The sequence below is a fragment of the Thalassovita mangrovi genome, assembly GCF_009857745.1.
Taxonomy (GTDB): Bacteria; Pseudomonadota; Alphaproteobacteria; order Rhodobacterales; family Rhodobacteraceae; genus Thalassobius; species Thalassobius mangrovi.
Map to the genome: position 1 here is coordinate 211,174 of NZ_WWEN01000002.1, position 21,459 is coordinate 232,632.

At 63.3% G+C, this 21,459-nt stretch carries 21 protein-coding genes; 6 read left to right on the forward strand and 15 right to left on the reverse strand.

The window, feature by feature from the left end:
* The first annotated feature begins 55 nt into the window (after positions 1 to 55).
* A complete protein-coding gene (locus tag GR167_RS02800; protein WP_160971930.1) occupies positions 56 to 1,147 on the forward strand; it encodes a calcium-binding protein in 1,092 nt (363 codons plus the stop codon).
* 19 nt (positions 1,148 to 1,166) lie between these two features.
* Here GR167_RS02800 and GR167_RS02805 read toward each other — a convergent pair whose 3' ends face one another.
* Together GR167_RS02805 and GR167_RS02810 are read right to left on the reverse strand one after the other, a co-directional pair.
* Positions 1,167 to 2,990, reverse strand: a complete 1,824-nt coding sequence (locus tag GR167_RS02805) for an ABCB family ABC transporter ATP-binding protein/permease (protein ID WP_160971931.1) — start codon at positions 2,988 to 2,990, stop codon at positions 1,167 to 1,169.
* A 95-nt stretch (positions 2,991 to 3,085) separates the two neighbouring features.
* Positions 3,086 to 4,507 carry a LysM peptidoglycan-binding domain-containing protein gene (locus GR167_RS02810; RefSeq protein WP_160971932.1) on the reverse strand — a complete coding sequence of 474 codons (1,422 nt, stop codon included), beginning with the start codon at positions 4,505 to 4,507 and terminating at the stop codon, positions 3,086 to 3,088.
* 100 nt (positions 4,508 to 4,607) lie between these two features.
* On the opposite strand from GR167_RS02810, the gene GR167_RS02815 reads away from it, so the two are divergent.
* Positions 4,608 to 5,159 carry an LOG family protein gene (locus tag GR167_RS02815; RefSeq protein ID WP_160971933.1) on the forward strand — a complete coding sequence of 184 codons (552 nt, stop codon included), beginning with the start codon at positions 4,608 to 4,610 and terminating at the stop codon, positions 5,157 to 5,159.
* 10 nt (positions 5,160 to 5,169) lie between these two features.
* On the opposite strand, the gene GR167_RS02820 is transcribed toward GR167_RS02815, so the two are convergent.
* From GR167_RS02820 to GR167_RS02860, 9 genes are all read right to left on the reverse strand, one after another.
* Positions 5,170 to 5,625, reverse strand: a complete 456-nt coding sequence (locus tag GR167_RS02820; protein ID WP_160971934.1) for a baeRF12 domain-containing protein — start codon at positions 5,623 to 5,625, stop codon at positions 5,170 to 5,172.
* 118 nt (positions 5,626 to 5,743) lie between these two features.
* Positions 5,744 to 7,942, reverse strand: coding sequence for a PAS domain-containing hybrid sensor histidine kinase/response regulator (locus tag GR167_RS02825; protein WP_160971935.1), 2,199 nt, complete (start codon positions 7,940 to 7,942; stop codon positions 5,744 to 5,746).
* 184 nt (positions 7,943 to 8,126) lie between these two features.
* Positions 8,127 to 8,726, reverse strand: a complete 600-nt coding sequence (locus GR167_RS02830; protein WP_160971936.1) for a superoxide dismutase — start codon at positions 8,724 to 8,726, stop codon at positions 8,127 to 8,129.
* Between the two features lie 171 nt (positions 8,727 to 8,897).
* Complete coding sequence (locus tag GR167_RS02835) at positions 8,898 to 9,326, reverse strand: hypothetical protein (protein WP_160971937.1); 429 nt, start codon at positions 9,324 to 9,326, stop codon at positions 8,898 to 8,900.
* Between the two features lie 105 nt (positions 9,327 to 9,431).
* Complete coding sequence (locus tag GR167_RS02840) at positions 9,432 to 10,004, reverse strand: sarcosine oxidase subunit gamma (protein WP_160971938.1); 573 nt, start codon at positions 10,002 to 10,004, stop codon at positions 9,432 to 9,434.
* Complete coding sequence (locus GR167_RS02845) at positions 9,997 to 13,008, reverse strand: sarcosine oxidase subunit alpha family protein (RefSeq protein WP_160971939.1); 3,012 nt, start codon at positions 13,006 to 13,008, stop codon at positions 9,997 to 9,999. The genes GR167_RS02840 and GR167_RS02845 overlap by 8 nt, the downstream gene beginning before the upstream one ends.
* A gap of 62 nt (positions 13,009 to 13,070) precedes the next feature.
* A complete protein-coding gene (locus GR167_RS02850; protein ID WP_160971940.1) occupies positions 13,071 to 13,400 on the reverse strand; it encodes a sarcosine oxidase subunit delta in 330 nt (109 codons plus the stop codon).
* Positions 13,394 to 13,678 (reverse strand): hypothetical protein, encoded by a 285-nt coding sequence (locus GR167_RS02855; protein ID WP_160971941.1) that lies wholly within the window; start codon positions 13,676 to 13,678, stop codon positions 13,394 to 13,396. The genes GR167_RS02850 and GR167_RS02855 overlap by 7 nt, the downstream gene beginning before the upstream one ends.
* Entirely contained in the window at positions 13,678 to 14,922 is a 1,245-nt protein-coding gene (locus tag GR167_RS02860; RefSeq protein ID WP_160971942.1) for a sarcosine oxidase subunit beta family protein, read from the reverse strand. The genes GR167_RS02855 and GR167_RS02860 overlap by 1 nt, the downstream gene beginning before the upstream one ends.
* A gap of 185 nt (positions 14,923 to 15,107) precedes the next feature.
* On the opposite strand from GR167_RS02860, the gene ccmI reads away from it, so the two are divergent.
* From ccmI to GR167_RS02875, 3 genes are read left to right on the forward strand one after another with little or no spacing between them, the layout of a single operon-like run.
* Positions 15,108 to 16,343, forward strand: a complete 1,236-nt coding sequence (gene ccmI, locus GR167_RS02865; RefSeq protein WP_160971943.1) for a c-type cytochrome biogenesis protein CcmI — start codon at positions 15,108 to 15,110, stop codon at positions 16,341 to 16,343.
* A complete protein-coding gene (gene ruvX, locus GR167_RS02870; protein WP_160971944.1) occupies positions 16,340 to 16,816 on the forward strand; it encodes a Holliday junction resolvase RuvX in 477 nt (158 codons plus the stop codon). Before ccmI ends, ruvX begins: the two co-directional genes overlap by 4 nt.
* On the forward strand, positions 16,813 to 17,049 hold the full coding sequence (locus tag GR167_RS02875) for a DUF1289 domain-containing protein (protein ID WP_160971945.1): 237 nt from the start codon (positions 16,813 to 16,815) through the stop codon (positions 17,047 to 17,049). The genes ruvX and GR167_RS02875 overlap by 4 nt, the downstream gene beginning before the upstream one ends.
* Before the next feature lie 3 nt (positions 17,050 to 17,052).
* On the opposite strand, the gene GR167_RS02880 is transcribed toward GR167_RS02875, so the two are convergent.
* The 4 genes from GR167_RS02880 to dusA form a co-directional block, all read right to left on the reverse strand.
* Positions 17,053 to 17,856 carry a calcium-binding protein gene (locus tag GR167_RS02880; protein ID WP_160971946.1) on the reverse strand — a complete coding sequence of 268 codons (804 nt, stop codon included), beginning with the start codon at positions 17,854 to 17,856 and terminating at the stop codon, positions 17,053 to 17,055.
* Between the two features lie 152 nt (positions 17,857 to 18,008).
* Positions 18,009 to 18,677 carry a calcium-binding protein gene (locus GR167_RS02885; protein ID WP_160971947.1) on the reverse strand — a complete coding sequence of 223 codons (669 nt, stop codon included), beginning with the start codon at positions 18,675 to 18,677 and terminating at the stop codon, positions 18,009 to 18,011.
* Positions 18,678 to 18,824: 147 nt separating this feature from the next.
* Complete coding sequence (locus GR167_RS02890; RefSeq protein ID WP_160971948.1) at positions 18,825 to 19,649, reverse strand: sulfite exporter TauE/SafE family protein; 825 nt, start codon at positions 19,647 to 19,649, stop codon at positions 18,825 to 18,827.
* A gap of 73 nt (positions 19,650 to 19,722) precedes the next feature.
* Positions 19,723 to 20,724, reverse strand: a complete 1,002-nt coding sequence (gene dusA, locus GR167_RS02895; RefSeq protein WP_160971949.1) for a tRNA dihydrouridine(20/20a) synthase DusA — start codon at positions 20,722 to 20,724, stop codon at positions 19,723 to 19,725.
* 343 nt (positions 20,725 to 21,067) lie between these two features.
* On the opposite strand from dusA, the gene GR167_RS02900 reads away from it, so the two are divergent.
* The gene (locus GR167_RS02900) at positions 21,068 to 21,442 is read left to right on the forward strand and encodes a hypothetical protein (RefSeq protein WP_160971950.1); all 375 of its coding nucleotides are present in this window, start codon (positions 21,068 to 21,070) and stop codon (positions 21,440 to 21,442) included.
* Positions 21,443 to 21,459 lie beyond the last annotated feature (17 nt).

Here is a 21,459-nt window from a genome sequence, read left to right on the forward strand (position 1 = left end):
TGTTTGAATTCTCTGTTTTCGGGGATAAAAAAACCGAAACCTACAGGAATTTCAGATGCTTGCTATTGTACTTATGTCCCTACTGGGAACCTATGCAACTTGGACGATCGTCGACGAGATGGGAAACGACGACAATGACGACGACAACGTCGTCGACAATATCGACGACGCGACCGATCCCAAGGAAACCCTGATCGGGACGGATGAAGATGACCGGTTCATGGAATTCGAAAACAACGATGACCTGCTCATTCGGTCCGGCGATGGAAATGACGTGATCCGTACCGGCGATGGCGACAATACGGTCCGGGCCGATGCAGGTCATGATACGGTCGACACCGGCGAAGGTGACGATCTGATCTATGGCGGGCTGGGGGATGACGACCTGAATGCCTATGGCGGCGACAACACCGTTTATGGCGGTTACGGCGACGACCTGATCATGACGGAGGGCGGCAACGACTTTGTCGACGGTGGTCAGAACAACGACGAGATATCATCGGGCGAAGGCGATGACACCGTTTATGCCGGCGACGGTTCGGACAGCGTAATCACCGATATGGGTGATGACATTGTCGATCTCGGAGAGGGAGCCGACCGTTGGCATGATGGCGCAGATGGCGCTCTGTTCGTGTCGGGCAATGATACCGTCCTGGGCGGAGACGGCGATGATATTCTGCTATCCCATTCCGGCTCCGACAGTTTGAGCGGAGGAGAAGGCTATGACCGTTTGCAATCGCGTGAATCCGCCTTCGACATTGGCTCGGTTACAGCGCTCGAAGCCGACACGCTTGATGGCGGCGACGGGAACGATTCCATTTTTGCCGATACGGGCGACATGATAACCGGCGGCGAAGGCGAAGATTATTTCTCCGTCTTCCATTTTCCCACCGACGGCATCGACGCTTCGGCGGAAGGTTTGTCGACCGCCGCGACGATTACCGACTTTGACCCCGAAACGGAAATCGTCAGTTTGGTCTTCCCCGTCGGCACCGACATATCCTTCGACGGTCTGAGCTTCGAAGAAGCCGAAGGAGGTTTGTGGGTGACTACAACAGAGGGTGGAACGGAATTGCTGTATCTTCAAAACGTGGCAGCGGCCCAAATCACCCCGGACAATCTGACAATCACCGTCCAAATTCAGTAATCGCCCGTACGGAGGCGGGCTAGGCCGCCTCCTGCTCGCTTGCCTGGCGCTGCCACAGGAAGGCATAGCGCCCCTGCCGCTCCAACAGCTCGGCGTGGGTGCCGGTTTCCACGATCTCGCCCTTTTCCAGCACCACGATGCGGTCGGCATCGGCGATGGTGGACAGCCGGTGCGCGATGGTGATCACCGTACGCCCCTGCCCGGCCCGCGCCAGCGCGCCCTGGATTTCCTGTTCGGTCTCGGTGTCGAGCGCCGAGGTCGCCTCGTCCAGCAGCAGGATCGGCGGGTTCTTCAGCAGGGTGCGGGCAATGCCCACCCGCTGCTTTTCGCCGCCCGACAGTTTCAGCCCGCGTTCGCCCACCGTGGTGTCATAGCCCTGCGGCAGGGCGGAGATGAAATCGTGGATCTGGGCGGCCCTGGCGGCGGCCTCGATTTCCTCTTGGCTGGCGCCGTCGCGGCCATAGGCGATGTTGTAGCGGATGGTGTCGTTGAACAGCACCGTGTCCTGCGGCACCACGCCGATCATGTCGTGCAGGCTGTCCTGTGTCACGTCGCGCACGTCCTGCCCGTCGATCCGCACAGCCCCGTCCACCACGTCGTAGAACCGGAACAGCAGCCGCCCGATGGTCGATTTGCCCGACCCCGAGGACCCGACGATGGCCACGGTCTTGCCCGGTTCCACCGTCAGGCTGATGCCGTGCAGGATCGGCCGTTCGGCGTCGTAGCCAAAGACCACATTGTCCAGCTCGACCTGCCCGCCCGTGACCTTCAGCGCCGGTGCGCCGGGCTTGTCGGTCACCTCGGCGGGCTGTTCCAGCAGATCGAACATTTCGCCCATATCGACCAGCGCCTGGCGGATTTCGCGATAGACCGAGCCGAGGAAGTTCAGCGGCATGGTGATCTGGATCATGTAGGCGTTAACCATGACGAAATCGCCCACCGTCAGGTCGCCCTTCTGCACGCCGATGGCCGCCATCACCATCACCGCGGCCAGACCGCTGGTGATCAACAGCGCCTGGCCGAAATTCAGGAAGGCCAGCGAATAGGCCGTCTTCAGCGCCGCCCGCGAATAGGCCTGCATCGCGCCATCATAGCGCGCGGCCTCGCGCGCCTCGGCGCCGAAATATTTAACCGTTTCGAAATTCAGCAGGCTGTCGATCGCCTTCTGATTGGCGTCGGTGTCCTGGTCGTTCATTTCCCGCCGCAGCTTCACCCGCCATTCGGTCACCTTGAAGGTGAACCAGACGTAAATCGCGATGGTCAGAACGACAACGGCCAGATACCAGACGTCGAACAGGTAAAACAGGATGCCCGCGATCAGCAGCAGTTCCAGCACCAGCGGCCCGATGGAAAACAGCAGGAAGCGCAGCAGGAATTCCACCCCCTTCACGCCGCGTTCGATGATCCGGGACAGCCCACCGGTCTTGCGGGTGATGTGGTAACGCATCGACAGCCGGTGAATATGGACGAAGGTTTCCAGCGCCAACTTGCGCAGCGCCCGCTGGCCGACGGCGGCGAAGATCGCATCGCGCAACTGTTGGAACCCGTTCGACATCAGCCGCGCCAGACCATAGGCCAGCGTCAGCCCGACCGCGCCAAGCGCCAGGTCGGGCACGCCTTTGGCGCCCAACGCATCGACCGCCTGCTTGTAGAGGATCGGGGTATAGACCGCCACCAGCTTGGACAGCAGCAGCGCCACCATGGCAAACACCACCCGGCGCTTGACCCAGGCATGCGCCGGATCGGCGGGCCACAGATAGGGCGCGACGCGCCGGATCGTGCGCCAGCCGGATTGCCGTTCGTTATTCAGGGTGGCATCACTATGGGGGGCTGCACGCCGCATCGCTCGATCCTCTATCCGCTCGGAAGCCTAGAAATAGGCCCCCCGCCAGCGGATTGCCAGCGGGAAAGCCCATCGATCTGCGTGTTCCGGCGGGATCAGTCGCGCGGGATTTCAAACACCTGGCCGGGATAGATCAGGTCGGGGTCGCGGATCAGGTCGCGGTTGGCCTCGAACAGGCGGACATAGAGCAAACCCTCGCCATATTGTTCGCGCGCGATGGCCCACAGCGTGTTGCCCGGCTGGATCGTCACCACCCGGATCGGCGCGGCTGCCCCGGCCTGATCCGCGCCGGCTTGCTGCGCCTGCGCGGCTTCGGCGGCGGCGACCTTTTCGGGCGCTTCGCGCTTGAACGGGGTTTCGATACGCGCGGTGACCTTGCCCGCCGCGTCGATCTGATCGATCCGCAGCGTGTAGATCCCCGGTTCCACATCGGTCAGCCGGGTGGTCCACAGACCGGCCTCGCCGATCGCGGCGGTGGCGCGAGCGCTGTTGTTCAGATAGGTGCGGATATTCGCCCCGCCTGCCCCGCGCCCGGTCAGTTCGACCGCGCCGCCATCGCCATAGCTGATCGCGTCAAGCACCAGATCGAAAGGCGCGGTGCCGGTCTGGGCGGGCTGGATGACGCTGACGCCGTCCTTGCCGGCCAGCAGCACGGCGGGTGCTGCCGGTTCCTGTTCGACAGCGGGTTCTACGGCACTGTCATTCGTTGCGGTTTCCGTTGCGGTTTCAACAGGTTGCGGCGCTTCTTCGGTCACGGTCGCCGTCGCGGTTTCGACCGGTTCCTTGGCCGGTGTGTCCGCTGCGCTGTCTGCGGATGCCGCTTCGCTGACCGGTGCCGCGTCGGCCGTTTCGGCCGGGGCGGTTTCGGCAACCGGCGTTGCGGCCTGTTCCACCTGCGGTTCGGCTGCGGCCACGACCACCGGTTTCACCGGCGCGATGATCACCTGATCTTCCGAGGCGACGCGCGCCTCTCCCGCGTGCAGCAGCAGCGACATCAGCCGCGGCGCTTCGGACGGGTCCAGGGACAGGAAGGCGGTGAACTTGCCGTCCGATCCCGGCTCGGCGCTGGCGATGACGCCCCGGTCCAGCAGAATTTCCACCAGTTCGCCATTCGCGGTCCCCGCGACCAGCGTGTTGCCGTCGGATTCGACCCGCACCACGTCGAAGCTGGGCGCGGCGGGCAGCGGCGCGGCTTCGGGTTCGGGCGCCGCTTCGGGGGCAGCCGCGGCGACCGGTGCGGCTTCGGGCGCCGCTTCGGCAGGTTCCGCGACCTCTTCGGCGGGCGCTTGCGCCTCAGTGGCGGGTTCGGTCACCGGCGCGGGTTGCTCTGCCGCCTCGGTTGCGGTTTCGACGGGCTGTTGCGCCGCCGGTTCGGATACCGGCTGAACCGGCGCTTCGGCCTGGTCTTCGCTGTCGAACAGGCCCAAACCATACGCCGCCGCCAAAGCCGCCACGACAAGCCCCGCGGCACCTAAAATCAGGGTCTGGCTGCTGGCCAGTCCGGAATTCTTCGTCATCTTTTTCCTTTCAGCCCGCCCACATCCCCTTTGGCGGTTGAGCGACCATAGCAACAAGGGTATCACGGGTCAAAAGCATGTTTGCCCAAGGAAAATCAAGATGACGAGCAGGTCAGTCTGCGTCTTTTGCGGATCGCGCCCAGGCAATGATCCGGTCTATGCCGCCGAAGCCGAAGCAACAGGCACAATGTTGGCCGAAAACGGCTGGCGGCTGGTTTACGGCGCGGGCGATGTCGGATTGATGGGAACGGTGGCGCGCGCGGCCCAGGCGGCGGGCGGTGAAACCTTCGGGGTGATCCCGACCCACCTGTTGAAGGCCGAGGTCGGCAAGACCGACCTGTCGACCTTCGTGATCACCGAAAACATGCATGAGCGCAAAAAGGTCATGTTCATGAATTCCGACGCCATCGTTGTGCTGCCGGGCGGCGCCGGATCGCTGGACGAATTTTTCGAAGTGCTGACCTGGCGCCAGCTGCACCTGCATCAGAAACCGATTTTCCTGCTCAATACCGCAGGGTTCTGGAACCCGCTTCTGGCGCTGGTCGACCATGTGGTCGAACAGGGCTTCGCCGATGCCTCGCTGCGCGAACTGATCCGGCCCAAGGACACTACGGCGGACCTGAACGCGGCGCTGCGCACCGCGCTCAGCTAGTTTCAACCGGTCAGAGCTTGGCCAGTTCGGCCATGACCAGTTCCCCGATCTTCGGCAGCGGGTGATTGGTCAGGTCCTTGGCCAGTTCGGCCCGCACCACGCCCTTCGCCGAGGGCCCCATTGCCGCGCGCAGATCGCCAAGGCTGGAAGGCGGCGCCACGATCACCAGGTCGTCGATCCCGCCGGCATTGGCCCATTTGTTCAACAGACCGGCGACACCGGATGCGAATTCGCCCTTGGCCAGCTGGTGCCAGTCGGTCGGTTCGATCGAGGACCGCCCCGCCCCGCCAGGCCCGTCACGGCGGCCGGGCTGATCGGTGCCCTGCGCCCCGGTGGGGGGATTTTCCATCTCATCGACGCGCATCACCCGCAAATCGGGTTCCACCGTATCGCTGACATTCTGAACAAACAGCGCCTTGGCGCCATCGGCAACAACGATCCAAAGCCCTTTCGGCATCTTGATCATAAGCGACCTCCTTTCGCATTCATGCCATCAGAAGACAGCATCGCTGCATCCGAAAACATGACATTGGTCAAACTGCGAAAAAAGTTTTCCGCCCCGGCAGAAGCCGGACCGGGCCGGATCAGGCCGCCTTGCGCCCGATCCAACGGTTCAGGCAGTCGCGCAATTCGTCCAGCCGGGCGGGCTTGGTGAGGAAGGCGTTCATCCCGGCGGAAATGCAGCGATCGGCCTCGCCCTTCAGCGCGTTGGCCGAAATCCCAACGATCGGGATCGGGGCCAGTCCCCCGGCACCTTCTTCGTCCCGGATATGGCGGACCATTTCCAGACCGTCCATCACCGGCATCTGGCAATCGGTGACGATCATGTCGTAGCCCCCTTCACGCCAGAGCCGCAGCCCCTCTTCGCCGTTATGCGCCGCCTCGGCGCCATAGCCGAGCAGTGCCAGCTGCCGCATCAGAACATCCATGTTGATCCGGTTGTCCTCAACCAGAAGGATGCTGCCGTGGCGCACCGCCGCCTGCTGCGGTTTCGCCTCCGGGGCCGGCGCCTCGGCACCCTGCAGCAGCACGCTCAACGCCGTCATCATCCGCGACGGCAGCAGCGGCGCGTAGCGCATCATGTACAGATGGCTGTCCAGCCGGCCCAGCCGCATCGCGGGATCATTGGTCAGCCCGAGGAATTTCGCATCCGGAGAGATTTCGAGCATCTGATCGACGAGCTCCCGGCAGACTTCGGACCCGTCCAGCCCCAGCAGCACCAGCGGCGCCTTTTCCTGCCCCGACACCCAGCTCAGCATCCTTTCGTCGGTGCTGAAGAAGCGGATCTGCTGGCTCCAGTCATTGGCGAAGCGCAACAGCTGCTTGCGGCAGATCTGATCTTCGACCCGCACCACAAGCGGATGGTTGGACAACTGATAGATCCAGGATTCGAACCCGTCCCCCTCGGCCCCCTCCTCTTCGGTCAGCGGCAGCGTGACGGCAAAGCACGATCCCCGGCCCAGCACGCTTTCGGCGGTGATCTGACCGCCCATCATCTTGATCAGGTCGTGGCTGATCGCCAGCCCCAGACCGGTGCCGGCGATCATGCGGGAATCGGCCTCATGGGCCTGATAGAAGGGTTGGAACAGGTGCTCCAGCACGTCCGCGGCGATGCCGATCCCGTTGTCGCTGACCTGGAACTGGGTCTGCCCGTCGCTTGTCGGACGAACCGACAGCCTGACCAGCGGCCGGGCCTCATCCTTTTTCAGGCCGGTGAATTTCACCGCGTTGCCGACAAGGTTCAGCAACACCTGCCGCAACCGCCCCGAATCCAGCGCGGCATGGCGCGGCGTGTCGCCGTCGATTTCCAGCTCCAGCCGCACGCCGCTCTGCTGTGCCGTCGGCGCCACGGTTTCCACCACGTTTTCGACCAGCTTCCAAAGATCGGCCCTGTTTTCGCTCAGGGTCATCTTGCCCGCCTCGATCTTGGAAAAATCGAGAATGTCGTCGATGATGCCCAGCAGCGAGGCCGAGGAATTCTGGATGGTTTCCAGCATCTGCTGCTGGTTTTCGTCCAGATCGGTCCGCTTCATCAGGTCGACCATGCCGATGACGCCGTTCATCGGGGTCCTGATTTCATGGCTCATATTGGCCAGGAAGGCCGATTTGGCGCGGTTCTGCGCCTCGGCCTGTTCCTTCTGCTGACGCATCGCCTGACGGCCGGTGACGTCCAGGATGGTGCCGACCATGCGCACCGCCTGGCCTTTTTCGTAAACGATGAAAACGCGGTTCAGCACCCGGATCCAATGCCCGTCCTTGTGCCGCATGTCCACTTCCACCTCGTCCGTCTCGGTCTTCGAGGAAAGCCGCGCCAGCATGACATTGCGGACTTTCTCGTTATCCTCCGGGCGCAGCAGTTTCGCACTGGTGCGGATCGTCGGTTCGAGCTCATCGACCTCATAGCCCAGGATGTCGGCGTATTTGGGCGAATAGAACACGTGACCAGTGATCATATCCCAATCCCAAAGACCGTCGCTGGCGCCTTTCAGGGCAAGATTGAAGCGCTCTTCGCTTTCCTGCAGCACCCGGAAGGATTCGTCCTTTTCGGCCAGGCGCAGATCGAACTGCCGCTTGATTTCCTGCAACAAGGCGGCGGTCATGCTCATCATGGTGCCCAAGACGACGCCGACAAAAAGCGGAACAAGCGCCTTTGGCGTCGTGATGCTGGCCGGATACATGGCGTAGGAAACGTAAACGAGAGCCGCCCCGCCAAGCGCAGCGCTCAACAGGAACAGCGGCCAGGATCTGGTAAAGATCCTCCTGATTTCCGGTAAAAAGTTCATGTGTCGACTTTTTCCGTGAATCTATTCACGTGCACTGTTCTGTCCTGCTTTGGCCTTGTTCGCTCAGGCAACGGAAACCCGCTGCTACTCTTAACGGCAGATCAGCCGCGTTCTAAACAAAAAAATCCCCCTCCCGCGGGTGGCGGAAGGGGGACCTATCCGAATGAACCGGATCAGTGCCGCGTTACAGGCGCGACGCGACGTTTTCCCAGTTGACCAGCTTGTCGAGGAAGTTGGTCAAGTAAGCCGGACGCTTGTTGCGGAAATCGATGTAATAGGAATGTTCCCACACGTCGCAGCCCAGCAGAGCGGTCTGGCCGAAGCACAGCGGGTTGACGCCGTTTTCGGTCTTGGTGACCTTCAGGCCGCCATCGGTGTCCTTGACCAGCCAGGCCCAGCCCGAACCGAACTGACCGGCGCCGGCGGCGGCGAAGTCTTCCTTGAACTTGTCGACCGAACCGAAGCTTTCGACGATCGCCTTTTCCAGCTCGCCGGGCATCGCGTTGCCGTTCGGGCCCATCATTTCCCAGAACTGGGCATGGTTCCAGTGCTGCGAAGCATTGTTGAAGATGCCGTTCTGCGCCACCGCGCCGGCGTCATAGGTGCCGGTGATGATGTCTTCCAGCGACTTGCCTTCCCACTCGGTGCCGGCGATCAGCTTGTTGCCGTTGTCGACATAGGCCTTGTGGTGCAGGTCGTGGTGATATTCCAGCGTTTCCTTGGACATGCCCAGGTCGGCCAGGGCGTCATGTGCATAGGGAAGATCGGGAAGTTCGAAAGCCATGGGAAAATCCTTTTCGGTTCGAGCGTTTGTTTCCTGCGGAAAATGGTAGGGTTTATGCTGGAAGGTCAAGCCCTGTCGCCAATATTATTCGTTCAGAATGCAACACTTCTCTTGTGTCCCTTAGTCAGGCAGGCGTGCGCCGTCAGCTGAACGCCGCACGCCTCGGGCCAACTATTTTTCCTTCCGCGAGCACAGCCCCGAACCGCTCGGGACATTGTCACCGGCAGACAGGTTCACCGTCAGCATCAGCTTGTTGGTCTTGCGCACGATCACCGCCTTGTAAAACGCGGTGGGCATCTTGGATCGCACACCGATGTCATCGATCGCTTTCAGCCCTTTCAGCTTCCAGCGAACGGTATAGCGATTGGGCGCGGTTTCCAGCTCCGCAAGCATCGGGGCTTCCTGAACCTCATGGATTAGCGGGTCATAAACGGCGACAGCGTTTTCTTTCTCATCAATGCTGAAATAGATTTTGTCCCCCATCCAGCCATCCGGCGAAGGGAGGGTGATGTCGCAGTCGTAAACGACAGCAAAAGCGGATTGGGTCGAAAGGAAAAGCGCAGCCAGAGCACCGATTGGTCGAAGCATGTATTCAGACACCTTTGGTTAATATTCAAATCACGATTATCAACCACAGGTATGCATTGCAACCATTCTTACCGGCACGGAAAACGCCCGTTCCCAGCCTTCGCGCTTCCGCCGCGATCAGCCGTAAAATCCGACCTCGCCGCCCTCCTCCGCCGATACGCAAAGCAGCTTGTAGGCATAGTCCGCCACCGAGCGGAAACAGATCACCCGCGCCGTTGTGCTGTCGTCGAACCAGAAGGCGCCCGCCACCTGGGCCAGGCGCGTGCGGCGGAAATCGCCAGGGCCGAACGCTTCCGCCGACAGGTCCACCGGGGCCAGTTTCGCCAGCACCTCGCGCAACACGCCCGGCGCGCCGGCCAGCCGGAACATGGCGCGCGCATCCGACATGTTCTGCACCAGCGCATGTTCGCCCTGCAGCGCTTGCGCCAGTTTCGCGGCGATGGCCGGGGCGTCCTCATAAGGCGTCAGGATCAGCAATTCGTCGGGCGACATCCAGGCCAGCGCCCGGTCGTCGCCAAAGCCGATCTTGCGCTGCGCCGGGATCGCCAGCCCGGTCGCCGCCTTCACCGCCTTGGCCAGCTTCGCCGAGGCCAGGTCGCCGCGCAGGGTGATCATGCCCTGCAGGCCCGCATCCTCGACCGTGACGGTCCCCTGAAAGGCGGCGCCGTTCAATGCGCTGAGCTCAGACATTCTGCTTCTCCCCGTCCTTGTCGAAGAAGACCGGATCGCAGATCCGCGCCTTGTAGGTCTTGCCGTCGGTGCCGGGGAAATCGATCACTTCGCCCATCCGGTCGGGTCCGTCCAGCACCAGCCCCATCGCGATCCCCTTGCCCAGCGTCGGCGAATGGTAGGTCGAGGTCACCCGCCCCTGCATGTTGCGCTGCCCGTTGGCGTTGCTGCCGTCCGCGACCGCATAGGCGCCGTCGGGCAGCACGCTGCCGTCCAGCGTTTCCAGCCCCACCAGTTTCCACCGCTTCGGATCGGTCATGTGCGACCGCGCCTGCGCCCGCTTGCCCAGATAATCGTCCTTCTTCTTGGAAATCGCCCAGTTGAGCCCCAGGTCCTGCGGGATCACCGTGCCGTCGGTTTCGTCCCCGATCATGATGAAGCCCTTTTCGGCCCGCATCACGTGCAGCGCCTCGGTACCGTAGGGCATGATACCGAACTCGGCCCCGGCCTCGGCGATCTTGTCCCACAGCGCCTGGCCATTGCTGGCGGGGACGGCGATTTCATAGGACAGTTCCCCCGAGAAGGAGATGCGATAGACCCGCACACCGATCCCGGCCAGTTCGCCATCCTGCCATTGCATGAAGGGCAGAACCTCCTTCGACACATCCATTCCGCCCAGCTTTTCCAGCAGCTTGCGGGCATTGGGGCCGACCACGGCTACTTGCGCGTATTGTTCGGTCACGTTGGCGGTATAGACCTTCCAGTCCCACCATTCGGTCTGCAGCCATTCTTCCATGTGACCATGGATACGGTCGGCGCCGCCGGTGGTGGTGTGGCACAGGAAGGTGTCGTCGTCGATCCGCGCCACCACGCCGTCGTCGATCAGGAAACCGTTTTCGCTGCACATCAGCCCGTAGCGGCATTTGCCCGGCTTCAGCGTGCTCATCATGTTGGTGTAGAGCATGTCGAGGAACCGCCCGGCATCCGGCCCCTTCACGATGATCTTGCCCAGGGTGGAGGCATCCAGCATCCCCACCGAGTTGCGCACCTGATTGATCTCGCGCGCCACCGCATCGGAATGGCTTTCGCCCGTGCGCGGATAGCAATAGGGCCGCCGCCAGTGGCCGACCGGTTCCCAATGGGCGCCGTGGTCTTCGTGCCAGCCGTGCATCGGGGTCTTGCGCAAGGGCTGGAATATCTCGCCGCGCGCCTCGCCCGCGATGGCGCCCATCGAAATCGGCGTATAGGGCGGGCGGAAAGTGGTGGTGCCGACTGCCGGGATGTCGGCGTTCAGGGACCGCGCCAGCGTCGCCAGCCCGTTGATGTTGCTGAGCTTGCCTTGATCGGTCGCCATGCCGAGCGTGGTGTAGCGCTTGGTATGTTCGACGCTTTCATAGCCTTCCTGCGCCGCCAGCATCACGTCGGACACCTTCACGTCGTTCTGGAAATCCAGCCACGCCTTCATCCGCAGCTTCGGCCCCGCCCCCTGCGGCATCAGCCAGACGGGCTCGATCGGGGCCTCATCGCTTTGCTGCGCCTGCGGCGCGCTGGCGCGCTTCGGCTTGAACCAGGCCGCCTTCGCCGCCGCCGCCCCGGCGGATTGCGCATCAGACAGAATGTCATTCAGGTTCATCGCCCCATTGGCGCTTCCGGCCGCGATTACAAACCCTTGCCCGTCGGCGCCGGTCGGGGCTTTGTCCACATCTGGGCGGAACATTGCCGTAGCGTCATCCCAGATCAGCTTGCCGCCGCAATGCGACCACAGGTGCACCACCGGCGACCAGCCGCCCGACATCGCCACCGCGTCGCAGGGGATTTCCTCGATCACCGCGCCCTCGCCCGCCTGGGAACACAGGGCGACGCCGGTGACCTGCTTGCCGCCCAGCACCTTGGCGATGCCCTTGCCGGTCTCAATGCGGATGCCAAGCGCCTTGGCCTCTTCGGCCAGCGCACCGCCGCCCGAGGCCCGTGCATCGATCACCGCCGGGACCTCAAGACCGAGGTTTTTCAAAGCAATCGCAGTACGATAGGCGTCGTCGTTATTGGTCACCACCACGGTGCGGTCGCCGATGGACACGCCGTAATCGACGGCATAATCGCGGATCGCCGCGGCCAGCATCACGCCCGGCACATCGTTGCCCGCGAAGCTGAGCGGCCGTTCGATGGCGCCGGTCGCTGTGACGATCTGCTTGGTCCGGATGCGCCACAGCCGGTGACGCGGACCGGGGGCGTCCGGCGCATGATCGGTCAGCCGCTCATAGCCCAGGACATAGCCGTGATCGTAGACGCCAGATGCCATGCAGCGCAGCCGCATCGTGACGTTGGGCATGGTTACCAGCTCGGCAACCAATTCCTCCACGAACTTATCCACAGGTGCGCCGTCGACCTCTCCACCATCTACCGGCGCACGCCCGCCCCAATGGGACGTTTGTTCCAGAACCAATACTTTCGCACCGGACAACGCCGCCGCCTTGGCCGCCTGCAGCCCGGCCACGCCGCCGCCCACGACGACCACGTCCACGAAGGCATAGAAATGCTCGTACCGGTCGGCATCGCGATCCTTGGGCACCCGGCCCAGGCCGGCCGATTGCCGCACGATGGGTTCGAACACCGATTTCCACGCCGCGCGCGGCGCCATGAAGGTCTTGTAATAGAACCCCGCCGGGAAGAACCGCGCCAGTTTGTTGTTCACGGCGCCGACGTCGAATTCCAGGCTGGGCCAGTGGTTCTGCGACGTGGCGCTCAGCCCGTCGAACAGTTCCGTCGTGGTGGCGCGCTGGTTCGGTTCGAACCGTGCGCCGGTCCCCAGACCGACCAGGGCGTTGGGTTCCTCCGCCCCGCTGGCGACGGGGCCGCGCGGGCGGTGGTACTTGAACGACCGGCCCATCAGCAACTGACCGTTGGCCAGCAGCGCCGAGGCGAGCGTGTCGCCCTCATAGCCGGTCATCTGCTTGCCGTTGAAGGTGAAATGCAGCTGCTTGCCGCGATTGGTGAGGCGGCCGCCAGTGGCCAGTCGGGTGCTCATCTGTCAGACCTCCCGGGCCGTGGTGAGGGTGCTTTTTTGAGTATTTTTGCCAAGAAGAAACGTCATTTGATGTCTCTCCAGCTCCAGCCGGGGCGTTTGGCGGTGATCTTGTCGCGGATGTCCTGCGGCGGTTCGGAGACCTGCGCGGGATAGGTGCCGAAGACCTCGAGCGTCATGGTGCAGCGGGCGGCGTGGAACCACTTGCCGCAGCCATTGGCGTGGCGCCAGCGTTCGAAATGCACCCCCTTGGGGTTTTCGCGGGCGAAGAGATAGGCTTCAAACTCGGCGTCCGACGAGCCCGGGCCGAAGCGTTTCAGATGCGCCTCGCCGCCTGCGTGCAGTTCGGTTTCCTCGGCATCGACGCCGCAATAGGGGCAGTTGAGGATCAGCATTGCAGACCTCCCATCCGGTATTTTCCGAGTTCCGAAATGAAATCTTCAAAGGACAACGTGACTTCGTCAGCGCCGTCGCTGAAAGTCGCATAAACCGAAACGGCATCTTCATCGGCGTGATATTCGAAACCCAGCGTATTGCTTTGATAGCTGGTGTCGGTCCCTTCGCGACGCCCTGTTTCCAGTGCTTTTTTCACAGCGGTGAATGGCGTCCTTTCGGACTGAAGCAACTCTATATGAATGGTCGACAGCGTCGATTGCATGGATTTTTCAGTCATCAGTGCGCCACCCCCGCTGCCACGCTCTCGTCGATGAAACGGCCCTCGGCGAAGCGGTTCAGGCCGAACTCTTCCGTCAAAGGTGAATGCCCCTTGGCCATCAGCTCCGCCATCGCCCAGCCGGAACCGGGGATCGCCTTGAAACCGCCGGTGCCCCAGCCGCAATTGACGAAGACGCCCTCCACGGGCGTTTTCGACAGGATCGGTGAGCGGTCGCCGGTCATGTCGACGATGCCGCCCCATTGGCGCAGCATCTTCAGCCGGGAAATCATCGGGAAGGTTTCAACCAGCGCCCGGATCGTTTCCTCGATATGATGGAACGATCCGCGCTGCGTGTAGTTGTTATACCCGTCGGTGCCACCGCCGATCACCATTTCGCCCTTGTCGGATTGCGACATGTAGCCGTGCACGGTGTTGGCCATCACCACCACATCCATGCAGGGTTTGATCGGCTCTGACACCAGCGCCTGCAGCGCCAGCGATTCAATCGGCAGGCGGAACCCGGCCATGTCGGCCAGCACGCCGGAATGACCCGCCACCACCAGCCCCAGCTTGTCGCAATCGATGGCGCCCTTGGTGGTGTCGACGCCCACGACCTTGCCGCCGTCGCGGCGCACGCCGGTGACTTCGCATTTCTGGATGATGTCCATGCCCATGTCGGAACAGGCCCGCGCATAGCCCCAGGCCACCGCGTCGTGCCGTGCGGTGCCGCCGCGTTCCTGCCAGAGCCCGCCCAGAACCGGGTAGCGGGGGCCGGAAATGTTGATGATCGGCACCAATTCCTTGACCCGCTGCGGCCCGATGAATTCGGTCTTCACCCCCTGCAGCGCGTTGGCATGCGCCGTGCGCTGGTAACCGCGCACCTCGTGTTCGGTCTGCGCCAGCATGATCACGCCGCGGGGGCTGAACATGACGTTGTAGTTCAGGTCCTGGCTCATCGTTTCATAGAGCGAGCGGGCCTTTTCATAGATCGCGGCGGAAGGATCCTGCAGGTAGTTCGAGCGGATGATCGTGGTGTTGCGGCCGGTATTGCCGCCGCCGAGCCAGCCCTTTTCCAGCACCGCCACGTTGGTGATGCCGAAATTCTTGCCGAGGTAATAGGCCGTGGCTAGCCCGTGACCACCGGCGCCGACGATGATCACGTCATATTTACCTTTCGGCTGCGGCGAGGCCCAGGCGCGTTCCCATCCCGAATGGTAACGGGCGGCTTCCCGGGCGATGGCAAAGGCGGAATAGCGTCTCATAAGCGGTTTGGCCCCGAATCCGGTGATTTTCTGTCCCCTACTTTACTGGACCCGCAGCGCCCGCCAGCCCCGTTTCTTTGCGTCACAATTGCGTGCGGTTGCGACATGCCGAACCATTGCGTCAGTTTGCCCTTTTTCCAGAGGCCCCGCGCATATACATGTTTGTCGAAATTGCAGGAGGCTTCATGCTGTTTTGGATCATCACCGCCGCGATCGCCCTGATCGTTTCCGGAATTCTGGCCTATGCGCTGATGCGCGGGCGCAGCGGCGGCGAGCCGCCCGCGGCCTATGACCTGCGGGTCTATCGCGACCAGTTGAAGGAAGTTGACCGCGACCTGGCGCGTGGCGTGATCGGGGCCGAGGATGCCGACCGCACCCGGGCCGAGATTTCGCGCCGCATCCTGGCTGCCGACGCGCAGCTGCAAAAGGGCGGCGAAACCGGCGGCCAGCCGCAGGGGCTGGGCCGGGTTCTGGGTGTGGCGGCGGTTCTGGGGCTCGTCGGCGGGTCGCTGTTGATCTATCTCGATCTGGGTGCGCCGGGCTATGGCGATCTGGGTCTGAAGACCCGCATCAAGATGGCCGAGAAGGCCCGCGAAACCCGCCCCAGCCAGGCGGAAGTGGAAAAGACCATCCCGCCGCGGGCGCCGATGAACGAACCGACGCCGCAATTCCTCGACCTGATGGAAAAGCTGCGCGCGGCGGTGAAAACCCGGCCCGACGACCTGCAGGGGCACAAGCTGCTGGCCCGCAACGAAGCCCTGCTGGGCAATTTCCGCGCCGCTTACGAGGCGCAGCAAGCCTATATCGATATCCTGGGCGACAAGGCCCAGGCTTCGGATTATGCCGACCTGGCCGACCTGATGGTGCTGGGCGCCGGCGGCTACGTGTCGCCCGAGGCCGAAATGGCATTGCGCCAGGTGCTTGAACGCGATCCGCGCAACGGCGTGGCGCTGTATTACATCGGGCTGATGTATGCCCAGGTGGGCCGCCCCGATGCCGGGTTCCAGATCTGGAACCGGCTGCTGCGCGAAGGCCCGGATGACGCGCCCTGGATCCCGCCGATCCGCGGCCAGATCACCGATCTGGCGATGCTGGCGGGCGTCGATTTCACCCTGCCCGCCGCCCCGGGCGCGGCGCCGCTGAAAGGCCCCACCGCCGAAGACATGCAGGCGGCCGGCGAAATGACCGCGGAAGACCGCCAGGACATGATCCGCAACATGGTCGCGGGCCTGGCCGAGCGTCTGGGCAGCGAAGGCGGATCGCCGGAAGAATGGGCGCGACTGCTTGGTGCCTATGGTGTGCTGGGCGAGACCGACAAGGCCAAGGAAATCTGGGCCGAGGCGCAACAGGTCTTTGCCGACAACCCGCAGGCGCTGGCGACGGTGCGCGCGGGCGCCCAACGCGCAGGCATCGAGCAATGATCTGCGACGAGGTCGAAGACCTGGCCGGAGCCCTGCCCGCCCATGCGCCGCTGATCGGGCTCGACCTGGGCGACAAGACGATCGGGGTTGCGATCTCGGACGTGATGCAGAGCGTGGCGAGTCCGGTGGAAACCATCCGGCGCAAGAAATTCGGCGTCGATGCCGAGCGTCTGCTGCAGATCGTGGCGGATCGTCAGGCGGGCGGCATCATCCTGGGCCTGCCACGCAACATGGACGGGTCCGAGGGCCCGCGCTGCCAGAAGACCCGCGCCTTTGCCCGCAACCTGTCGCGGCTGACCGAGCTGCCGATCGGGTTCTGGGACGAACGGCTGTCCACCGTCGCCGCCGAACGGGCGCTGATCGAGGCCGATACCTCGCGCGCCAAGCGGGCCGAGAAGATCGACAACGTGGCGGCCTCCTTCATTCTGCAGGGGTTTCTCGACCGGCTGCGCAATTTGCGGGCCGGGGCATGAGCAAAGAGGTGTGGAAACGCGACGAGGTGCAAAGCCCCTGCGTCAATATCTGCGTCATCCACCCCGACGCGCGGCTTTGCACCGGCTGCTATCGCAGTATCGAGGAAATCACCGCCTGGTCGAAAATGACGCCGCAGGAACGGCGCGACGTCATGGACGCCCTGCCCGACCGCGCCTCGCAGCTGAAGAAACGCCGCGGCGGCCGCGCCGCGAAGATCGGGCGCGGCAGCTGAGGATCAGGCCGGGGCGTCGACCTCGATGACCGACACATCCGCCAGCGACACCACACCGGCGCCGTTGGTCACCCGCGCCACCGCCGATCCGTCGAACAGCACGGTCACGTCGTCGCCATCGGTTTCCAGCTCCACCTCGCCCGCGCCGGTATAATTGTCGAACTGGGTCACCACGATCTGATCGCCGGCTTCGAAATCTGCGATTTCCACCGCGTGATCGGGATCGACCCAGGTGCCGGTGACAAACCCGTCGGTGCCGTCGCCGCCTTCCAGCGTGTCGCCGCTGCCACCCATCAGGATGTCGATGCCATCGCCGCCGCGCACCAGATCAGGGTCGTAGCTGTCCTGCAGGTCGTAACCGCCGCTGGCCGCCGAGGGCGACCAATAGGAAAACAGCACGTCGTCACCGGCGCCGCCATCCATCGTGTCGGCGCCCGATCCGCCTTCCATGTAATCGGAATCCGCACCGCCATCCATCAGGTCGTCGCCCGCGCCGCCGAACATGATGTCGATCCCGTCGCCGCCGCGCAGATCGTCATCGCCTGCCCCCGCGTCCATCACATCGTCGCCATCGCCGCCCTTCAGCAGGTCATCGCCGCCATAGCCCAGCAGGCTGTCGGCGCCGCCCCGGCCCAGCAGCACGTCTTCGCCAGCGCCGCCGATCAGGCTGTCGGCGCCTGCGCTGCCCTCGATTTCGTCATCGGCGCCCTTGTCTTCGCCAGAGTCGGCCGAAACGACCTCATCCTCGTCCAGATCAATCGCCGAAACCAATCCCACAAGTCCCAAAAGGGCGAGTAATGCAATCATGAGTAACCTCTGAATTCATCCTGCAAATTATGAATTTTACAATTGATATCAGGAATATGGATTATTTTAGACAATTCTACGTAATGTTATGGGCGGCGCAATGCAATACAATTCATGATTGGGTTTCTGCCCTCCCCCTGGACAGGGACGGATCACAGCGCGACAAGGCCGATATCGGCCTCCTGCAGCACGCCATGGGCGTTCTGCACCACCGCGACGGCCTGGCCGTCCAGTTCGATCACCGCGTCATCGGGATTGTCCTGCGATTGCGCGACATCGACCGTCGGCGTGCTGTCGCTGGCATAGCCCAGCACGATCACGTCCTCGCCGGGGCTGAAATCGGTGATCACCGCCGTATCCCCGGCCCCAGACCAATGCAGATCGAACTGGTCCGCGCCGTCGCCGCCGCTGGCGGTATCGCCCGCCGCGATGGTGAGCACGTCATCGCCCGCCCCACCATCCAGCGTGTCCGCTCCGTCACCGCCCTCCAGCCGGTCATCGCCCGCCGCGCCGCGCAGGTCGTCGGCACCATCGCCGCCAGACAGATCGTCATCCCCCGCGCCGCCCTGCAACAGGTCGTCACCGCCCCGGCCCAGCACCACGTCGTCGCCCGCGCCTGCATCGACGCTGTCGTTGCCCGCCAGTGCCTCGGCAAAGTCGTCTCCACCCAGAAGCGCCAGATCGTCGTCGCCCTCGCTGCCGGTCACATGATCGTCGCCCGCCGTGCCTGCAGGCGCGTCGTCGGGCATCGGATCGGTCCCGGTCAGCCCAAAGGCCGACCCGACCGCCGCCAGTCCGAATATGACCAGAAGCTCCAGCATCCCGTTCCCCCATTGCGATCGGACAGGGATAGCAGCGCCGGGATTGATCCGGCAAATTTTCGATGAATTCGCGGGTCATTCACCGCGGCAGCGGCGACAATCACGGCCAAGCACGGCGATTACCGGGTAAACGGAAAACAATGCCCGTCACAGCCCCAGCGATTTGCGCAGCATGTTCAGCGCCACCAGCGTCAGGAACACCGCGAAGACCCGCTTCAGCGGCTTGGGGTCCATCGCATGGGCCAGCTTCACGCCCAGGGGCGCGGTCAGCAGCGTCATCGCGATCACCACGCCGAAGGCCGGCAGGTTCACCGCGCCGATGGTCAGCGGCGGGCGATGGGCCGGGTCGATCGGCAGGAACAGGAACCCGATCACGGAAGGCACCGCGATGATCACGCCGAAGCCCGCAGCGGTGGCGACCGCGCGGTGGATGGGGGTGTTGAACAGGCTCATCAAGGGCACGCCGAAGCTGCCGCCGCCGATCCCCATCAGCACCGACAGGAAGCCCACGAAGGGCGAGGTGATGATGCGGCCCAGACCTTTCGGCATCGCCTGGCCCAGCCGCCATTCCGACCGGCCAAAGCCCATATAGGCGCCGATCACCAGCGCCAGCACGCCGAAGATGCCCTGCAAGGTGGCCGAGCGCAGCGACGACACCGTCAGCATACCGATCACCGCCCCGATGGCGATGCCGGGCGCCCAGCCCTTCAGGATATCCCAGTCGACCGCTCCCTTGCGATTATGGCTCAGCACCGAGCGGACCGAAGTGACGATGATCGTCGCCAGCGAGGTCGCAAGGCACATCTGCATCAGCTGCGGCCCGTCATAGCCCAGCGTCTGGAACGCATAGAAGAACGCCGGCACCAGAACGATGCCGCCCCCGACCCCAAGCAAACCGGCCAGCACACCGGCCAGGGCGCCGATCACCATCAGCAGCGCGAGCATCATCAACAACAGCGACATGTCAGGCATGGTTTACCTCTCCCCTTGCGTCGCGGCCCTTAGACACCTCTTTCGCCGCCGCCTCAACGGAAAATATGGCGGGTCAGGCCGCCTGACGGATATGCGACAGCGCTTCCAGCACCAGATCGGGGCCCGCCCCGTCCTTATGCCCGCCTTCCGACAGGATGCGCCGCCATTGCCGCGCACCGGGACGGCCCGCGAACAGGCCCAGCATGTGCCGCGTCACCTGCGCCAGCTTGCCGCCCGCTTCCAGATGCGCCTCGATATAGGGCAACATCTGATGCACAGCCTGCACCGGATCGCTGACCTGGCCGGTGCCGTAGATCTCGGGATCGGCGGCGCAGAGGATGTCGGCGGGCTGGTGATAGGCCGCGCGCCCGATCATCACCCCGTCCAGTCCCGCCTGCAGAAACTCCTTCGCCTGCGCCAGCGAGGTGACACCGCCATTGACCGACAGGTGCAGTTGCGGGAAGGCCTGTTTCATCCGCAGCACCAGATCGTAATCGAGCGGCGGCACATCGCGGTTTTCCTTCGGGCTCAGCCCCTGCAGCCAGGCCTTGCGGGCATGGATGGTGAAGCGTTCGCAGCCCGCTGCGGATACTTTTTCAAGGAAATCCGGCAGCACGGTTTCGGGGTCCTGATCGTCCACCCCGATGCGGCATTTGACCGTGACCTCGACCGATACCGCGTCCTGCATCGCCTTCACGCAGTCAGCGACCAGACCCGGGGATTTCATCAACACCGCGCCGAAAGTGCCCGATTGCACCCGGTCCGAGGGGCAGCCGACATTCAGATTGATCTCGTCATAGCCCGCGTCCTGCCCCAGCTTGGCCGCCTGCGCCAGCTCCGCCGGGTCCGACCCGCCCAGTTGCAGCGCCACCGGGTGTTCGGCGGGGCTGAAATCCAGCAGGTGCAAAGCGCCGCCGCGCACCAGCGCGGGCGAGGTCACCATTTCGGTATAAAGCAGCGTCTCGCCACTCAGCAGCCGGTGCAGGTAACGGCAATGCCGGTCGGTCCAGTCCATCATCGGGGCGACGGACAGGCGGGCGGCTTGGCGGATCTGGTCTCGGGTCGGCTGGGTCATCGGATCACTACGGGTTGCAGGCCCGGGCTTATGCCCGTTTCACCGCCCGATGGCAACGGGTCAGAGTGCTCTGCCCCGGTTTGCAGACCTACCAATGTATGCAACCACCCTCGATCGAAGGGGCTTCCCCTATCGGTGAGTACAGCCTTCCCAAACCTTATTGACCAACGCCACATCGGCTTTTTTGATATTATCGTTAGACACAGGTTTTTCCCGCAAAGGCCGCCCCTGTAACCGATCCCGTTATCCAGTCCCACGCAAATCTGCGAAGGAACCCGTTATGTACATGTTCGGAGGTTTGAACCGAACCCAAAATCAGGCGGAGCAATACACACGGGATATCTTGAGCACGGAACAGGTGATCGCCGATCTGACGAACCCGCGAAAGATTGCCGATTTCCAGGTCACCGATAATGTCTTTGCCGATTACAACGAGGTCGTGCGCGTTCTCAGCGCGATGAACTGGGAAGAGCTGCCGCTGTCGGGAAAGCGCTTCCTGCTGCACCGGCTGGTGCTGAAAACCAAGGGGTTGGCCGATCTGAACGAAGGCACCCAGCACACCGTTGCTTCGCACAAGATCACCATCCGTCGCAGCCAACAGGACGACGATTACAAGGAAATCCGCCGGCGTATGCGGTTCAGCATCTACAGCCGGTTCTGGAATCCCAGCACCAATATCTGCGTGACCTTCTGGATCGACGACCTGAAACTGTCCTGACCGGCGCGCACCGCCCC

What these genes read in the sequence shown, in the direction of transcription:
- GR167_RS02800 (WP_160971930.1), top strand. Translation starts at nt 56, where the DNA reads ATGCTTGCTATTGTACTTATGTCCCTACTGGGAACCTATGCAACTTGG.
- GR167_RS02805 (WP_160971931.1), bottom strand. Translation starts at nt 2,990, where the DNA reads ATGCGGCGTGCAGCCCCCCATAGTGATGCCACCCTGAATAACGAACGG.
- GR167_RS02810 (WP_160971932.1), bottom strand. Translation starts at nt 4,507, where the DNA reads ATGACGAAGAATTCCGGACTGGCCAGCAGCCAGACCCTGATTTTAGGT.
- GR167_RS02815 (WP_160971933.1), top strand. Translation starts at nt 4,608, where the DNA reads ATGACGAGCAGGTCAGTCTGCGTCTTTTGCGGATCGCGCCCAGGCAAT.
- GR167_RS02820 (WP_160971934.1), bottom strand. Translation starts at nt 5,625, where the DNA reads ATGATCAAGATGCCGAAAGGGCTTTGGATCGTTGTTGCCGATGGCGCC.
- GR167_RS02825 (WP_160971935.1), bottom strand. Translation starts at nt 7,942, where the DNA reads ATGAACTTTTTACCGGAAATCAGGAGGATCTTTACCAGATCCTGGCCG.
- GR167_RS02830 (WP_160971936.1), bottom strand. Translation starts at nt 8,726, where the DNA reads ATGGCTTTCGAACTTCCCGATCTTCCCTATGCACATGACGCCCTGGCC.
- GR167_RS02840 (WP_160971938.1), bottom strand. Translation starts at nt 10,004, where the DNA reads ATGTCTGAGCTCAGCGCATTGAACGGCGCCGCCTTTCAGGGGACCGTC.
- GR167_RS02845 (WP_160971939.1), bottom strand. Translation starts at nt 13,008, where the DNA reads ATGAGCACCCGACTGGCCACTGGCGGCCGCCTCACCAATCGCGGCAAG.
- GR167_RS02850 (WP_160971940.1), bottom strand. Translation starts at nt 13,400, where the DNA reads ATGCTGATCCTCAACTGCCCCTATTGCGGCGTCGATGCCGAGGAAACC.
- GR167_RS02855 (WP_160971941.1), bottom strand. Translation starts at nt 13,678, where the DNA reads ATGACTGAAAAATCCATGCAATCGACGCTGTCGACCATTCATATAGAG.
- GR167_RS02860 (WP_160971942.1), bottom strand. Translation starts at nt 14,922, where the DNA reads ATGAGACGCTATTCCGCCTTTGCCATCGCCCGGGAAGCCGCCCGTTAC.
- ccmI (WP_160971943.1), top strand. Translation starts at nt 15,108, where the DNA reads ATGCTGTTTTGGATCATCACCGCCGCGATCGCCCTGATCGTTTCCGGA.
- ruvX (WP_160971944.1), top strand. Translation starts at nt 16,340, where the DNA reads ATGATCTGCGACGAGGTCGAAGACCTGGCCGGAGCCCTGCCCGCCCAT.
- GR167_RS02875 (WP_160971945.1), top strand. Translation starts at nt 16,813, where the DNA reads ATGAGCAAAGAGGTGTGGAAACGCGACGAGGTGCAAAGCCCCTGCGTC.
- GR167_RS02880 (WP_160971946.1), bottom strand. Translation starts at nt 17,856, where the DNA reads ATGATTGCATTACTCGCCCTTTTGGGACTTGTGGGATTGGTTTCGGCG.
- GR167_RS02885 (WP_160971947.1), bottom strand. Translation starts at nt 18,677, where the DNA reads ATGCTGGAGCTTCTGGTCATATTCGGACTGGCGGCGGTCGGGTCGGCC.
- GR167_RS02890 (WP_160971948.1), bottom strand. Translation starts at nt 19,649, where the DNA reads ATGCCTGACATGTCGCTGTTGTTGATGATGCTCGCGCTGCTGATGGTG.
- dusA (WP_160971949.1), bottom strand. Translation starts at nt 20,724, where the DNA reads ATGACCCAGCCGACCCGAGACCAGATCCGCCAAGCCGCCCGCCTGTCC.